A 13,945-nucleotide genomic window follows, 5' to 3' on the forward strand; every position below is an offset into this window, starting at 1 on the left:
CTGATCAGCTGAATCGGCTGTAGGAAATTGGCTACGCGTGAACGACGCTCATGGCCTGGCGGAGGGCTTTTGCGTTCCACCGCAGGCTTGCCCCTCGGGCAACCTTGACGCCGGGAAACACCCCGCCGGCGGGGGCGGCGGGACCGTCGCAAGGGCTTGACCCAGAGCCTTGGCGAGGCCCTGGCAGGGCCATGATGTCCCGGTTTCCCCCTACAGACGCCAGGCAAAGCCATAGGCTTAAATCAACGCCCGGGAACTGGATCAGGTTCATCGGGAATCTGCCACGGCATGCCGCGGCAAGCGCGCGTCGATCAGCGATTTGTCTCGATCAAGGATGATAAGGATATGAGTCTGACCAGCAGTATTGCGAACCTGGAAACCCCGCACTTCTACTTCGAACTGGGGCAGTTGATTTCCTGCTCCGGCCACCCGCAGTTCGCCAGCGAAATGCTGCAACTGGTGGACAAGCTGGTGCCACTGACCCAACTGGTGCTCAGCGAATGGACCCTGGACGAACGCCAGGCCAGCCCCCTGGCCATTACCCTGCTGGGACGCGCCGGGCTGCACAAGGACCTGCCACTGCCGGAGCCGCCGCGACGCCATGACCCGCTGCTGCAGCAGATGCTGGAAATGGACGACTCGCTGCTGATTCAAATGAATGCCCAGGCCCGCAGCGGCCCTTCCCGCACCACCGCGCACCAATGCCACCTGGTCTCGCGCAAAGCCAATCGCCGCTGTGTCATCGCCCTCTACCGGGCTCCCGACCAGGGCGGCTTTTCCCTGTCCGAACTGTCGTTTCTCAAGAGCCTGTCGCAGACCCTGCTGCCGTTGCTGGAACGCCACGCCCAACTGCACCGGCAACAGGCCCTGAAGAACTTGCGCAGCTGGAGTGCCAAGCCCGCCGATGCCTTGCAGCAGACACCGCTGCAACGGGAGTTCGATGAGCGCCTGTCCCTGGGCGACATCACCCTCTCGGCGCGGGAAAAGGAAGTCTGCCTGGGGTTGCTGACCGGCGGCACCGTGCCGGAAATGGCCCAGCGCCTGAGCGTCAAGAACAGCTCGGTGGAAACCTACCTCAAGCGCGCCGCCGCCAAGCTCGGGGTCAGCGGCCGTCACGGGCTGGCCAAGTGGATGGTCGGCGCCTGAAACCGCCCGCACGCCCCTGGCTGTCCGCCATCAGGATGTCCTTGTCACGAGGCTGATCAATGCGTAACTCCCCACTGACCCTGGCGGCCCTGGCCCTGGCCCTGGCCCTAGGCGGCTGCTCCCTGGCCCCGGACTACCAGCGCCCGACCGCTCCCGTGGCGCCCCAGTACCCACAGGGCGCAGCCTTCGCCCCCGCTGTCGGCAACCCGGGGGCCGACTGGCAGGGACTGTTCCAGGACCCGTTGCTGCAGCAATTGATTCACAGCGCCCTGCAGAACAACCGCGACCTGCGAGTGGCGGCGCTGAATGTCGCGGCCTACCAGGCCCAGTACCGCATCCAGCGTGCCGACCTGTTCCCGGCGGTGAGCGCCGGCGCCTCGGGCAAGCGCCAGCGCCTGCCGGAACAGATGACCGGCAGCAAGGCACTGATCAGCTCCAGCTACTCCGCCAACCTGGGCATCAGTGCCTATGAGCTGGACTTCTTCGGGCGCATCCGCAGCCTCAGCCAGCAGGCGCTGATGACCTACCTGTCCAGCGAAGAGGCACGGCGCAGCGCGCAGTTGAGCCTGGTGGCCAATGTCGCCACGGCCTACCTGAGCTGGTGTGCCGACCAGGAGTTGCTGGAGCTGACCCGCAAGACCCTGGCCGCGGACGAACAGAGCCTGCGCCTGACCGCCCGCAATGGCAGCGCCGGCAAGATCTCGGCCCTGGATGTGGCCCAGGCCCGCACCAGCGTCGACAGTGCCCGCGCCAGCCTGGCCCGCTACCAGCGCCAGGTGGCCCAGGACCTGAACAACCTGACGCTGCTGGTGGGGGCGCCGCTGCCCGACGCCCTGCCCCGGCGCGGGCTGGCCGAGGGCATGCTGGCCCAGGTGCCCGCGGGCCTGCCCTCGGACCTGCTGCAGCGGCGCCCGGACATTCTCCAGGCCGAGTACCAGTTGCAGGCCGCCAACGCCAATATAGGCGCGGCCCGTGCAGCGTTCTTCCCCAGCGTCAGCCTGACCGCCAACGCCGGCAGCGCCAGCAAGGAGCTGTCCGGGCTGTTCAAGGGTGGTGCCGGGGCCTGGACCTTCCAGCCGCAGATCAACCTGCCGATCTTCAATGCCGGCAGCCTGCGGGCCAGCCTGGATTACGCCCGGCTGCAGAAGGACATCAGCGTCGCCCAGTATGAAAAGGCCATCCAGACCGCCTTCCAGGAAGTCGCCGACGGCCTGGCCGCGCGCCAGACCTTCCAGCAGCAACTGAGTGCCCAGCACAGCCTGGTGCAGGCCAGCCAGGACTACTACAACCTGGCCGAGCACCGCTACCGCATCGGCGTCGACAGCAACCTGGTGTTCCTCGATGCCCAGCGCTCGCTGTTCAGCGCCCAGCAAGGGCTGATCAACGACCGCCTGGCGCAGTTGCTGGCCGAGGTAAATCTGTTCCGGGCCCTGGGTGGTGCCTGGGAGGATGGCGCGCAGGCACCGAGCCTGGCCCGCGCCCAGACCTTGCCCTGAGCCACTGGCGACGGCCGGGTATCAGGGGGCTGGGGCGATGAGATGTTGGGGGGATGCGGGGACCGGGGCCATGAGTGCCCCACGCTGTAGAACCAACCCGGTCAGCCAGGGCAGTAGGCGAAACATGGACCGGGCAGGCAGGTACAGCCGTGTTGCAGCCCGCCCTGACCAACCACCGCCATTCAGCGTGTTGCCTGTGGTAGCTGGCCGGGCGAACGGGGAGCGAGTCTAGAGAGCGCCCCCCACAGCGTCTGTAGGAAAATTCTGATTTCAGGACGTTCCGAATCTTGCCACGGCACCGGATAAAGCACGCCCGCTCCAGGGCCCTGCGACGGGGGTTGGCCGCGAGTGCCTAACGGGTGCCCGGCACCAGGTCGAGGATCTCGTCGATGCCCAGGCACCGCGGTTCCACCTCCAGGGTCCGGCCATGCTCGAGAATCCCCACCGCCACATCACGCATGGCCATGTAGGCACTGCGCAGCATGTGGTTGGCGTAGATCACCGCGTTGAAGCCAGCCCCCTCCAGCTCGTCGAAACTCAAGTGAGCGTAGCTGGTGGGCACACAGATCAGCGGCACCCGCGGGCAGTGGCGGCGGAACAACCGGGCGAACTCGAGGATCTCCAGGCCGTCCTTCTTGCGGCTGTGGATCATGATCCCGTCAGCGCCGGCCGCGACATAGGCCAGGCAGCGCTCGATGGCATCGTCCATGCCCTTGTCGAGGATCAGGCTTTCACAACGGGCGATGATCAGCAGATCCTCGTGGCTGCGGTTGGCGCAGCCCACGCGGATCTTTTCGCAGAACTCCTCGATGGAGTCCTGGAGCTGGCTCACCGCGTTGCCGAACAGCGAATTCTTCTTCAGCCCGCACTTGTCCTCGATCACCACCGCCGAGACCCCGGCCCGGTCCAGCATCTTCACGTGGATGGCGAAGTGCTCGGCCTTGCCCCCGGTATCGCCGTCGAAAATCATCGGCAACGAACACACATCGAAGATCTCGCGGATGCCGTGCAAGCGGTTGCTCGGCGAGAGGATCTCGATGTCCGGCAGGCCCTTGTGGGTCGAGTCGGTAAGGGAGCTGGACCAGATGGCGTCGTAGACCAGGCTCGGTCCGCTGCCCCGCTCCAGCCTGGATTGCTCCGCCAGCAGGGCGGAGATCGGGCTGTGGGCTTCGAGCACGCGAAGGCAGCGCTTGCGGCGCAGCAACTGGCTCAGGTTGGTTCGGCGAATATCAGCTTCCTGCATGGGATTCACACGCCTCTTGTGGTTGGGGAACACCGGGTTCGCTCAGGGATGGGTCATGTCCAGGGCCACCACGTAGCGGTCGAAATCCGCCGCCGAGACATAGCCCAGCTGCTGGGCCACTTCCCGCAGCGACTTGCCCTCGTGGTGGGCGGTCTTGGCGATGATCGCGGCCTTGTCATAGCCGATGTGGCGGTTGAGGGCGGTCACCAGCATCAGGTTCTTCTCGATATTGGCCTCGATGCGCGCCCGGTTCGGCTCGATGCCCACCGCGCAGTGGTCGTTGAAGGCCCGGCAGGACTCGGCCAGCAAGGTGATGCTTTCCAGCACGTTGTGCACCATCACCGGCTTGTAGACGTTGAGCTGGAAATTGCCCTGGCTGCCAGCGAAGGCCACGGTGGCGTCGTTGCCGAAGACCTGGGTACAGACCATGGTCAGCGCCTCGCACTGGGTCGGGTTGACCTTGCCCGGCATGATCGAGGAGCCCGGCTCGTTCTCTGGAATGTCGATCTCGCCGATGCCGCAGCGCGGCCCGCTGGCCAGCCAGCGCACATCGTTGGCGATCTTCATCAGGGCCATGGCCAGGGTGCGGATCGCCGCCGAGGTGTTGACCAGGGCATCGTGGGCCGACAGGGCGAAGAACTTGTTGGCGCAGGACTTGAACGGGTAGCCGGTGAGCTCGGCGATGATTCGTGCGCATTCGTCGCCGAACTGCGGATGGGAGTTGAGCCCGGTCCCCACCGCAGTGCCACCGATGGCCAGATCGTAGAGGCCGGTGAGGTTGTGCTGGATGGCCGCCAGGGCATAGTCGATCTGCTCGACCCAGCCACCGATCTCCTGGCCCAGGGTGATGGGGGTGGCGTCCTGCAAGTGGGTGCGTCCGACCTTGACTACATCGCGGTACTGCTCGGCCTTCTCGAACAGCGTGTCGCGCAGCACCGAGACGCCCGGCAGCAGGGTTTCGAAGATCTCCGTCACCACCACCATGTACATCGCCGTGGGGAAGGTGTCGTTGGACGACTGGCCACGGTTGACGTGGTCGTTGGGGTGGATCGGCTTCTTGCTGCCCAGCTCGCCGCCGAGCATCTCGATGGCCCGGTTGGCGATCACTTCGTTGGCGTTCATGTTGGACTGGGTGCCGGAACCGGTCTGGAACACCACCAGCGGGAAATGCTCGTCCAATTGCCCGCTGATCACCTCATCCGCCGCCTTGACGATGGGCAGCGCAATGGCTTCCGGCAGCTCGCCGAGCTTGAGGTTGGCCAGGGCCGCGGCCTTCTTCAGGATGCCCATGCTGCGGATCATCGGCGCCCCCCACTGGAAGCGTGCACGGCCAATGGGGAAGTTGTGGATGGAGCGTTCGGTCTGGGCTCCCCAGTACTTGTTGGACGGTACCGAAATGGAACCCATCGAGTCGGATTCAAGACGCATGTGGGTAGTTCTCCAATAAATGAATGAGGGTCCGGCCTGCGGTGCCGGGCAGGCGCCCTGCCCGGCCTGGTTGGCAGGCGCTTATTCCTTGAGTACGGAGGCCATCTTCTCCAGGTGCTGGCAGGCGCGCAGCACGTACTCATCGGACAGCGCAGCGATGCGCCGGTAGTTGACCTGCTGGCCGGTGGCCTGGGTGTAGAGCTTCAGGGCGTCGGTGGCGTGGCGGAAATGCCGGGCCTCGACGGCGCCGCAGTGAACGCTGAGGAAGCCGGCGATGCGGTTGGCTTCCCCGGCGGGGTAACCGCAGGATTCGCGCAGCCAGTTCTTCCACAGTGGTGTCATCAGGTTGTACTCGCCGGTGTTGAACAGCTCGGTCAGGGCCATCATCTCCAGGGCTTCCACCAGGTTCGGGGCCAGCGGGCGCTTCTCGCCGACCCAGGTGGAGAACTCCTTGGTGATGGGGTTCAGGTACTTGTCCTGCAGGCGCCAGTTGTCCGAGCCGCAAATGGCCGAGGCCATGCGGTGGTAGAGCTTGGAATGGTGGGGATGGCCGTGCATCTCGCCCAGGCCCACGTCCTCGACGATGATCTCGCCGCAGTGCCGGGCCGCCTCCAGCAGCTTGAGCTTGTTGTCATCACCGGGCAGGTCCTCGGACTCCTGCAGTAGCCGCACGATGATGCTGGACACCGCATGGGCCGCGCCATCCGGGCTGCGCCAGCCGCAGAAGAAGGTGCACAGCGAGTCCTCGGACCACTTGCGCGAGGTCATGCGCTGGTAGGTCAGGCAGTAGCCGTCCAGCTTGTCGGGGTGGTTTTCAAAGCCCGTCAGCAGGGCCTCCACCAGGTTGCGGTCCTCGACATCCACCAGGGCCTGGTGCACGTAGCCGATGAACGCCTTGCGGGAACTCTCCATGTTTTTCTCCTGTAATTGTTCTTCACTTCACGGACAACAAGATGAACGACGCCGGCCCGGGCCACGGTGGGCTCGGGAACGGGCTTGATCCCCCTGGGGGCTGGGCTGCCGGGAGCCGCTTCAGTCGATGACGATCGCCGAGATGAACTGGGCGAAACGGCCCAGGCCCTCGATCAGTTCCTCATATTCCACGGCGTAGGAAATGCGGATGCAGTGGGGGTCGCCACAACCGGAGCCGGGCACCACCGCGATGTGCGCCTCGGTCAGCAGCAGGTCGGCCAGGTGATCCACATCGCGCACCGCTTCGCCGTGGTAGTAGCCGCCAAGCCGGGAAGAGACATCGATATACAGGTAGAAGGCGCCTTCCGGCGGCGCATAGCTCACCCCTTCCAGGCGGTCGAGGTAGGTGCGTGCGGCGTGCAGCTGGCGTTGCAGGAACGGGTTGACCAGGTCGGCAAAGTGCGACGAATCGGCGTTCAGGGTATTGAGCGCGGCGTACTGGGACAGGCTGCTGGGGTTTGAGGTGGTGTGCCCCTGCAGGTTGTGCATGGCCGCGATCACCGGCGCCGGGGCGCAGGCGTAGCCGACCCGCCAGCCGGTCACCGCCTGGCTCTTGGAGAAGGAATCGATCAGCACCGTCTGCCCTTTCAATGCCGGGCACAGCGCCAGGATGTTGTGGTGCTCGTGGCCTTCGCGCACCAGGCCGCGATAGCACTCGTCGAACATCACCCACAGTTGCCGCTCCTGGGCCAACTGGGCGATGGCCAGCAGTTGCTCGCGTTCATAGACGGTGCCGGTGGGGTTGTTGGGGGTGTTGATGACGATCATCCGGGTGCGCTCGGTGAGCGCGCCACGCACCGCGTCCACCGTCAGCCGGTAGTGGTCGGCGCGGGTCTGGACGCACACCGGGGTGGCGCCGGCCAGGCGGATCTGGGTGGGAAAGGTTTCCCAGTACGGGGTCGGCACTATCACCTCGTCCCCGGGGTTGAGCAGCACCATGCAGGCGTTGTAGAGCGCCTGCTTGGCCCCGGCGGTGACCGCCACTTCATTGGCGGCGAACTCCACCCCGGTGCGCTGGCTGACCCGTTGCGCGAGCTTCTCGCGCAGGGCCGGCAGGCCGATGGGCGGGGTGTAGCGGTTGCGCGCATTGGCGATGGCTTCGATGGCCCCGGCGCGCATGTCCTCGCAGGCATCGAAGGACAATTCGCCGGCGGCGAAATTGATCACCTTGATCCCGCTTTCCTTCAGGGCGTTGGCTTTGCTGCGCATGCTCGAGGTGCCTGGAGCACTGAGGCCCAGCGCACGCTGGGACAAAGAAAAACGGACGGCCGTGGCTTCGCTGCTTGTCATTTTTGTACCTGCGAAAACAATCGGAAAACAGAGTGAACCGAGCCTGTACCCATGCGCCTCCGGCAACCTGGAAAGCTGGTCTAGGCTGGTCGTCTTACATTCTGATGACAGTCGCAAATAGCGGCCAATACTGTTTGCGTCGTGATTGATACTGGAAAAACAAGAAATGCTAGAGCTCCGTCGTCTGCGTTATTTCGTCACCGTTGCCGATGAATTGCACTTCGGCCGCGCCGCCCTGCGCCTGCGGATCGCCCAACCGCCGCTGACCCGGCATATCGCCGCCCTGGAGGCGCGCCTGGGCATCCGCCTGTTCGAACGCTCGACCCGCACCGTGTGCCTGACCCCGGAGGGCGAACTGTTCCTGCAGCAGGCCCGGGGGGTGATCAGTGCCGTCGGCGAGGCCGAGGCCACCGCGCGCAAGATCGCCCATGGCGCCATCGGCCGTATCGTCATCGGCTATGCCAGCTCGATTCCCCTGTCCAACGCTTTCTCCGAGATGATCCGCAACACCAGCCGCAGCCTGCCGGAGGTGGAGCTGGCGTTTCGCGAGGTGTCCACCGCCAGCCAGCGCCAGCAGTTGATCGATGGCAGCCTGGATATCGGCTTTGGCTGGGGGGCGCCCAACTTGCCGGCCCACGGTTTGCAGTCGCTGGTGAGTTCGCGCGATTCCCTGGTGGTGGCGGTGCCGTCGCGCAGCGCTTTCGCCGGCAGGAGCAGCCTGGGGTTTTGCGAACTGGCGGGGGAATCCTTCGTGACCTTTCCCAGCGCCTACGGATCGGCCCTGAACACCGCCCTGGAGGACCTCTGCGCCCACAGCGGGATCATCCCGCGCCTGGGGCCCACGGCGTCACAGATGACCACCCTGGTGTCCCTGGTGGCGGCGGAGCGCGGGGTGGCCGTGGTGCCCGACTACACCGCGACCCTGCAGCGTCCCGGGGTGGTCTATGTGCCGCTGGCCGAGCCCTATGTGCTGGAACAGACGGTCAGTTGGCGCACGCCCCTGGGGTCGCGCTGCCTGGAGCGCTTCGTCGAACTGGCCAGGACCCTGGCAGCGCCGCTGCCGGCCCCTGCCGCGGGGCCCGAATGGCGCCTGCGCGGCTAGCGCTCCACCAGCAAGCAGCAGGCCCGGACAATCCCGCTCCGGGCCTGCGCTTTCAGGGCATTGGCGGGACCTCAGCCGGGGCTGGGTAAGGACCGGGCGTCGGCGTCCAGGCCACGCTGCACGTACCAGGACAGCGGCAGGGTCAGCAGCAGGGTCGCGGCCAGGGCCATCACCGCCAGGGGAATCCCGGTGACGTCGCCGAGGCTGCCGAACAGCACCGGCGCCAGCGCCCCGCCGCCGATGGTGCCGGTGTAGAACAGCGAGAACGCCTGCTCGCGCTTGCCCGCCCCCGCCAGGTCCGGCACCGCGCCATAGAGCACCGACGAGGTGCCGTTCAGCGCCAGCCCCAGCAGCGGCAACATCACCATCAACCCCACATAGGGCAGGAACACCGCCAGCACGATCAGGCTGGCGGTGGTGAACTCGGTGATCCATACGGTCTTCATCATGCCGATGCGCGCCCCGAGGTAACCGCACAGCAGCTTGCCGAAAGCGCCACCGACGAACAGCAGGGTCAGGGCCAGGCCGATACCGGCGGTGCCGGCGCCCTTGGCCTTGAGCAGGAACGGCAGAAAGGTCAGAAAACCCATGCGTACCGCACTGTCCAGGGTGCCGGTGAGGATCAGTGCCCGCAGGCCGCCGACCGAGCCCTGGCCCTTGACCGTCTTCGGCGCCTTTTCCTGCATGGCCAGGGTCGCCGCCCGGGACGGGATCAGCCACCACAGCGCCAGCGCAGCGGCCAGCCCCAGGAGGCCGATCAGGGTCACGCTGGCACGCCAGCTGATCACGGTCAGCAGCAGCCCCACCAACCCGGGAATCAGGGTCTTGCCGATGTCCCCGGCGAAGTTGTACTGGGACAGCGCTTCCTTGACCCCGCCGCCAGCCTCGTGGGTGTCGGTGATGATCGAGGACGCCAGCGGGTGCTGGGTACTGGCCCCCAGGCCGCCCAGCAGCAGCGCCAGAAGCAGCACCCCCAGCCCCCCGGCCTGCCCCGCCAGCAGGTAGGCCAGCCCGGCCAGGGCAGTGCCACCCACCAGCAGGCGCTCGCGCCCCCAGCGCTTGGCTCCACGGCTGGCCAGCAACTGGAAGCCGGCCATCATCCCGGAATAGGCGCCGCGCAGCAGGCCGATCTGGGCGTAGCTCATGGCGAACTGCGCCTGCCAGATCGGCAGCAGTACATAGATCACGTCAGTCAGGCCGTCATGCACCGCGTGGGCGCCGCAACCGGCCACCAGGGAACGGCGGCGCACCGACACATCGGACGCCGGCAATGCCTCCGGGGAGGCGTGATGTTTCAGGTCATTCATTGTCGAGACAGGCTGCAAAATGAAAAGGAAGGGTCAATCAGCAACAGGATAGGCGAGCCTGGGTCAGCCACAAGCCCCGTTGCCGGGGCCGGGCCGGAGCCATCAACGCAACAGCTGGGCACAGTCGCGCATTACCCGAGCCTTGCGCTGCAGGTATTCGGCGAAGATTTCCCGTGCGGCCTGCGGGTCGACCCGCACCTGCATGGCATCGACGAACTCGTTGACCGCCGCCACCGCATGGGCGAAGTGATTGCTCTCGGTGCCGCCGGTGTGCACCGTGACCCAGGCCACGGTGGTGCGCGCCTTCTCTGCCGGCACCCCCATGTCGCGGACGAACCACTGCTTGTACAGCGGGTGGATGAACTCCACTTCGCCGTGGGTGTAGACCTCGTGGATCAGGGTGGTCAGCAGGCCCTGCAGCAGGTCGCGGTCACGCAGGCGGCGAAAATCCGTCCAGTCCTTGAAGCCCTGGGCCGAGGGCAGGCAGTTTTCCTTGAGCAGCCACTGGTCATCGCCGCAGATCGGCGTGGCCATGTTGTAGAACAGGTCCGAATGCAGGGTATTGCCCAGGGCGCCCAGGTCTTCATCGGTGATCCGCTGCAGGCTGCCGCAGGCCCGGTACAGGCCGTCGGCGGCTTCCGAGCCCTGCCCGGAGCGGGCCAGCAAGGTGATGCGGTTGGCCAGCCCGGACACACTGGTGGCGGAGTTGTTGGTCTTCGACCAACTGGCGAAGAACTTGCGCAGCACCGCCGGCTCGTGGCGACGGGAGGTGAGCTTCTCGAAGGCATGCTCGATGTCCACCAGGGCGCCCTCTTCGCTCCAGAACGCCTCGAACAGCGCATGCTTCAAGACACTGGCCGGCATGTCGTTCAACACAGGTTCGACAATCTTCAGCAACTGGCTCTGCCGGGTCAGTACGTTATTCATGGTCACCTCACGTATTCCTTGTTGGATGATGAATCTATCGGGTTGGACGGTTCGCGAGCCGCGACCGGGGTTTGGGGTTCGAGGGGCTTCCAGCCGCCCCAGGCAATCAGCAGCGACAGCAGTTGGAACAGCACGATCAGCGCCACACAGCCCTGCCAGCCCCAGTGGCTCCAGAGCAGGGCCGGGACCACGGCGCCAAAGCTGCCGCCCAGGTAGTAGCAGGTCAGGTACAGGCCCACGGCGCCGGCCTTGTTGTGGCGGGCGGTGGCGGTGGTAAAGGAGTTGGCGGCGGCCTGGGCCAGGAACACTCCGGTGGAACTCAGGGCCAGGCCCAGCACGATCAGCCACAGCGACGGCAGCAGGGTCAGGGCCGAACCGCAGACCCCGAGCAACGCCGCGGCCACCAGCAGCTCGGCCTGGGGCCGCGACTTGCTCAGGCGCCCGGCGATGGGGATCACCACCAGGGCCAGCAGGAACACGCTGTAGATCGCGCCCAGGGCAGCAGCCCCCAGGTCGAACGGCGCCTGGCTCAGGTAGAGCCCGGCGTAGGTAAAGGTGGCCACTTGCGAGAACAGCACGCAGAAGCCCACGCCGTAGGCCGCCAGCAAGGGCCGCCGGCACAGCTCGCGCAGGGCACCGAGGCCGCCGGATGCCCGGGGCGCGGTCAGGGGCGGGTTGGTCGGCAGCAGCAAATGAATGGCCACCCCGATCAGCAGGCTCAGGCCCGCGAGCAAGGCAAAGGCTTCGCGCCAGCCCACGTATTCGGTCATGAAACCGGTGACAAAACGCCCGGCAAAGCCGCCCAGCACGGTGCCGGCGACATACAGGCTGGTGACTTCGGTCACGGTGCCGCCGCTCCAGCGGTCGCCGATGTAGGCCACGCTGGTGGCGAACACCACCGGGATCAGCATGCCCTCCACCAGGCGCCAGACCAGCAGCTGGGTAAAACTGCCGGCACAGGCCGCCAGCCCCGCCGGCACCGCCAGCAACAGCGCGGCCACCACAATCACCCGGCGCTGATCGAAACGCCCGGTAAAGCGGCTGACAAAGGGCGCAGTGAAGGCCACCGCCAGGGTGGTGACGGTGATGCTCCAGCCGGCTTCCCGGATGCTCACCTGAAAGCTCTGGGCAAATTCCTGGAGAATGCCCTGGGTCGCATACAGGTTGAGAAATGCCGCACAACCACACAGAAACAGGGCGATGCGCGCACAATGCTGACGCGAATTCATGAAACCTCTCGTTTTATGACCAAAGGCCTTTATAAAATACGTCGCCAAGCCAAGACCAATACCGAATTCCGACCGATCAATACCCAGGGAACAGGATGCTCGATCTACGCAAGTTGCGTTATTTTCTGACGGTCGCCGAAGAGCTGCATTTTGGTCGCGCCGCCCTGCGCCTGCACCTGGCGCAACCGCCGCTGACCCGGCAGATTTCGGCCCTGGAAACCGAACTGGGGTTTCGCCTGTTCGACCGCACCAGCCGCACCGTGACCCTCACCGCCCAGGGCCGGCATTTCCTGCCGTACGCCCGGGCCGTGCTGGAACAGGTGGACCTGGCCCAGGTCATGGCCGGCAAGCTGGCTGCAGGTTGCGCCGGGCAACTGGCCCTGGGCTACGCCAGTTCCATCGCCCTCTCGGACCTGTTCAGCCAGGCGATCCAGGCCTTCGCCCAGCGCTTCCCGGACGTGCAATTGACCCTGGTGGAAGGTGCTTCGGTCAGCCAGTGGTCGCAGATTGTCGACGGGCGCATCGACATCGGCATGAGCCGCATGCAACCGCCGAGCGAGCAGAGCGATATCCAGTCCCTGTCCCTGGGGGACGAACCGCTGGTGGCGGCGATCTCCAGCGACAGCCCCCTGGCCGCGCAGGCGCAAGTGACTCTGGCCGAGCTTAGCGAGCATCCGCTGATCCTGTTTCCCGCCGACTACGGCTCGGGGCTCAACGAAGCCATCGAACAACTCTACCGACGCAACGGCCTGCCATTGCGCCCGGGCCCCAGCGGCCGGCAGATCACCTCGATCATCGCCCTGGTCGCCGCCGGCCAGGGCATTGCCCTGGTGCCCCGCTGCACCCAGACCCTGGCGAAAAAAGGCGTGACTTACCGCCCCCTCGCCGACCCCAGCGCCACCGCCCAGTTGCTGGTACTGACCCGCAAGCAGGGCCGCAGCCAGTTGGTGGAAGCGTTCATGGGGGTGCTCGACGAATTGCTGCAGGCCCAACCCGCAGCGGCCGGGCTCTAGTCAGAGCACGGTCAGGCCCAGCCCGGCCAGGAGCATGCCGGCCTGGCTGCGGGAAATGATCGCCCCCTTGAACAGCTTGGCATCCACCAGGCGCAGCCCATGCAGGCTGGCTTCGCGCAGGTCGGCGTCATCGAAGCGGGCATTGTTGACCCGGGCCATGGACAGGCTGCCGCCGTCGACAAACACCGCCTTGCGAAAGTCGCAGTAGGTCAGGTCGGCTTCGCTGAAATCGATGTTGTGCAACTGCGACTTGTAGAACGAGATGCCCGAGAGCATGGCGCTGTTGAGCAGGCAGTCGGAAAAGCTCAGGCCCAGGGCCGACACGTCGCCGAAGTGGGCGCCGGTGAGCTTGCAGCCATCGAAGCTTGCATGGGCCACCTTGCTGCGCTGCCATTGCGTGTTGTTCAGGTCACAGCGTTCGAAACGGGCATCGGTAAGCACTGCAGAACGCAGGTTGGCCTGGCCGCCGCGGCAGCTGGTCCAGCGGGTATTGATCAGGTTGGCCGCGGTGAGATCGGCGCCGGTCAGCAGGCAGCGTTCGAACCAGGCCCCGGGCAGGCTGATGCGGGACAGGTCCTGGCCACTCAGGTCCAGCCCTGCGCAGCGCAGCGGCAGCGGCTGCCCGGCGGCCAGCTCGGCCAGCTCGGCCAGGGAGCGGTCCTGCAGCGCCACGGCGTCGATAGTGAAGTAAGCGTCATGAGCCTGCATGCCCTCTCCCGAGACTGGATACGAAGGGCCGCATCTTCTGGGCGTCGGCCAGGGAGGTCAATCTTGATCTTTGCCGCGCGCTGT

At 66.0% G+C, this 13,945-nt stretch carries 12 protein-coding genes; 4 read left to right on the forward strand and 8 right to left on the reverse strand.

Going from position 1 to position 13,945, the window contains the following annotated elements:
* Window positions 1–345 precede the first annotated feature (345 nt).
* Window positions 346–1,146 (forward strand): helix-turn-helix transcriptional regulator, encoded by an 801-nt coding sequence (locus tag AC1RL5_RS16935; protein ID WP_072451506.1) that lies wholly within the window; start codon window positions 346–348, stop codon window positions 1,144–1,146.
* 59 nt (window positions 1,147–1,205) lie between these two features.
* The gene (locus tag AC1RL5_RS16940) at window positions 1,206–2,642 is read left to right on the forward strand and encodes an efflux transporter outer membrane subunit (RefSeq protein ID WP_492589798.1); all 1,437 of its coding nucleotides are present in this window, start codon (window positions 1,206–1,208) and stop codon (window positions 2,640–2,642) included.
* Between the two features lie 352 nt (window positions 2,643–2,994).
* Here AC1RL5_RS16940 and aepX read toward each other — a convergent pair whose 3' ends face one another.
* The 4 genes from aepX to AC1RL5_RS16960 form a co-directional block, all read right to left on the reverse strand.
* Entirely contained in the window at window positions 2,995–3,885 is an 891-nt protein-coding gene (aepX, locus tag AC1RL5_RS16945) for a phosphoenolpyruvate mutase (protein ID WP_011060442.1), read from the reverse strand.
* A gap of 42 nt (window positions 3,886–3,927) precedes the next feature.
* Window positions 3,928–5,313, reverse strand: a complete 1,386-nt coding sequence (gene fumC, locus AC1RL5_RS16950) for a class II fumarate hydratase (RefSeq protein WP_093406083.1) — start codon at window positions 5,311–5,313, stop codon at window positions 3,928–3,930.
* A gap of 81 nt (window positions 5,314–5,394) precedes the next feature.
* On the reverse strand, window positions 5,395–6,225 hold the full coding sequence (locus tag AC1RL5_RS16955) for a hypothetical protein (protein WP_011060440.1): 831 nt from the start codon (window positions 6,223–6,225) through the stop codon (window positions 5,395–5,397).
* A gap of 120 nt (window positions 6,226–6,345) precedes the next feature.
* Window positions 6,346–7,575 (reverse strand): pyridoxal phosphate-dependent aminotransferase, encoded by a 1,230-nt coding sequence (locus AC1RL5_RS16960; protein ID WP_019094691.1) that lies wholly within the window; start codon window positions 7,573–7,575, stop codon window positions 6,346–6,348.
* 166 nt (window positions 7,576–7,741) lie between these two features.
* Here AC1RL5_RS16960 and AC1RL5_RS16965 point away from each other — a divergent pair, with 166 nt between their 5' ends.
* Window positions 7,742–8,677 (forward strand): LysR substrate-binding domain-containing protein, encoded by a 936-nt coding sequence (locus AC1RL5_RS16965; RefSeq protein ID WP_011060438.1) that lies wholly within the window; start codon window positions 7,742–7,744, stop codon window positions 8,675–8,677.
* Window positions 8,678–8,748: 71 nt separating this feature from the next.
* On the opposite strand, the gene AC1RL5_RS16970 is transcribed toward AC1RL5_RS16965, so the two are convergent.
* The 3 genes from AC1RL5_RS16970 to AC1RL5_RS16980 form a co-directional block, all read right to left on the reverse strand.
* Complete coding sequence (locus AC1RL5_RS16970) at window positions 8,749–9,984, reverse strand: MFS transporter (protein ID WP_011060437.1); 1,236 nt, start codon at window positions 9,982–9,984, stop codon at window positions 8,749–8,751.
* 102 nt (window positions 9,985–10,086) lie between these two features.
* On the reverse strand, window positions 10,087–10,911 hold the full coding sequence (locus AC1RL5_RS16975; RefSeq protein WP_011060436.1) for a hypothetical protein: 825 nt from the start codon (window positions 10,909–10,911) through the stop codon (window positions 10,087–10,089).
* Window positions 10,912–10,913: 2 nt separating this feature from the next.
* On the reverse strand, window positions 10,914–12,140 hold the full coding sequence (locus AC1RL5_RS16980) for an MFS transporter (RefSeq protein ID WP_072451509.1): 1,227 nt from the start codon (window positions 12,138–12,140) through the stop codon (window positions 10,914–10,916).
* Between the two features lie 95 nt (window positions 12,141–12,235).
* Here AC1RL5_RS16980 and AC1RL5_RS16985 point away from each other — a divergent pair, with 95 nt between their 5' ends.
* Window positions 12,236–13,153: a LysR family transcriptional regulator gene (locus tag AC1RL5_RS16985; protein WP_011060434.1), complete on the forward strand. Its 918-nt coding sequence runs from the start codon at window positions 12,236–12,238 to the stop codon at window positions 13,151–13,153.
* Here the strand turns inward: AC1RL5_RS16985 and AC1RL5_RS16990 are convergent, their stop codons facing one another.
* On the reverse strand, window positions 13,154–13,861 hold the full coding sequence (locus AC1RL5_RS16990) for a pentapeptide repeat-containing protein (protein ID WP_093406096.1): 708 nt from the start codon (window positions 13,859–13,861) through the stop codon (window positions 13,154–13,156). It lies immediately after the preceding gene.
* Window positions 13,862–13,945 lie beyond the last annotated feature (84 nt).

This window comes from Pseudomonas sp. GW822-FHT06D10 (assembly GCF_058799535.1).

What these genes read in the sequence shown, in the direction of transcription:
- AC1RL5_RS16935 (WP_072451506.1), top strand. Translation starts at nt 346, where the DNA reads ATGAGTCTGACCAGCAGTATTGCGAACCTGGAAACCCCGCACTTCTAC.
- AC1RL5_RS16940 (WP_492589798.1), top strand. Translation starts at nt 1,206, where the DNA reads ATGCGTAACTCCCCACTGACCCTGGCGGCCCTGGCCCTGGCCCTGGCC.
- aepX (WP_011060442.1), bottom strand. Translation starts at nt 3,885, where the DNA reads ATGCAGGAAGCTGATATTCGCCGAACCAACCTGAGCCAGTTGCTGCGC.
- fumC (WP_093406083.1), bottom strand. Translation starts at nt 5,313, where the DNA reads ATGCGTCTTGAATCCGACTCGATGGGTTCCATTTCGGTACCGTCCAAC.
- AC1RL5_RS16955 (WP_011060440.1), bottom strand. Translation starts at nt 6,225, where the DNA reads ATGGAGAGTTCCCGCAAGGCGTTCATCGGCTACGTGCACCAGGCCCTG.
- AC1RL5_RS16960 (WP_019094691.1), bottom strand. Translation starts at nt 7,575, where the DNA reads ATGACAAGCAGCGAAGCCACGGCCGTCCGTTTTTCTTTGTCCCAGCGT.
- AC1RL5_RS16965 (WP_011060438.1), top strand. Translation starts at nt 7,742, where the DNA reads ATGCTAGAGCTCCGTCGTCTGCGTTATTTCGTCACCGTTGCCGATGAA.
- AC1RL5_RS16970 (WP_011060437.1), bottom strand. Translation starts at nt 9,984, where the DNA reads ATGAATGACCTGAAACATCACGCCTCCCCGGAGGCATTGCCGGCGTCC.
- AC1RL5_RS16975 (WP_011060436.1), bottom strand. Translation starts at nt 10,911, where the DNA reads ATGAATAACGTACTGACCCGGCAGAGCCAGTTGCTGAAGATTGTCGAA.
- AC1RL5_RS16980 (WP_072451509.1), bottom strand. Translation starts at nt 12,140, where the DNA reads ATGAATTCGCGTCAGCATTGTGCGCGCATCGCCCTGTTTCTGTGTGGT.
- AC1RL5_RS16985 (WP_011060434.1), top strand. Translation starts at nt 12,236, where the DNA reads ATGCTCGATCTACGCAAGTTGCGTTATTTTCTGACGGTCGCCGAAGAG.
- AC1RL5_RS16990 (WP_093406096.1), bottom strand. Translation starts at nt 13,861, where the DNA reads ATGCAGGCTCATGACGCTTACTTCACTATCGACGCCGTGGCGCTGCAG.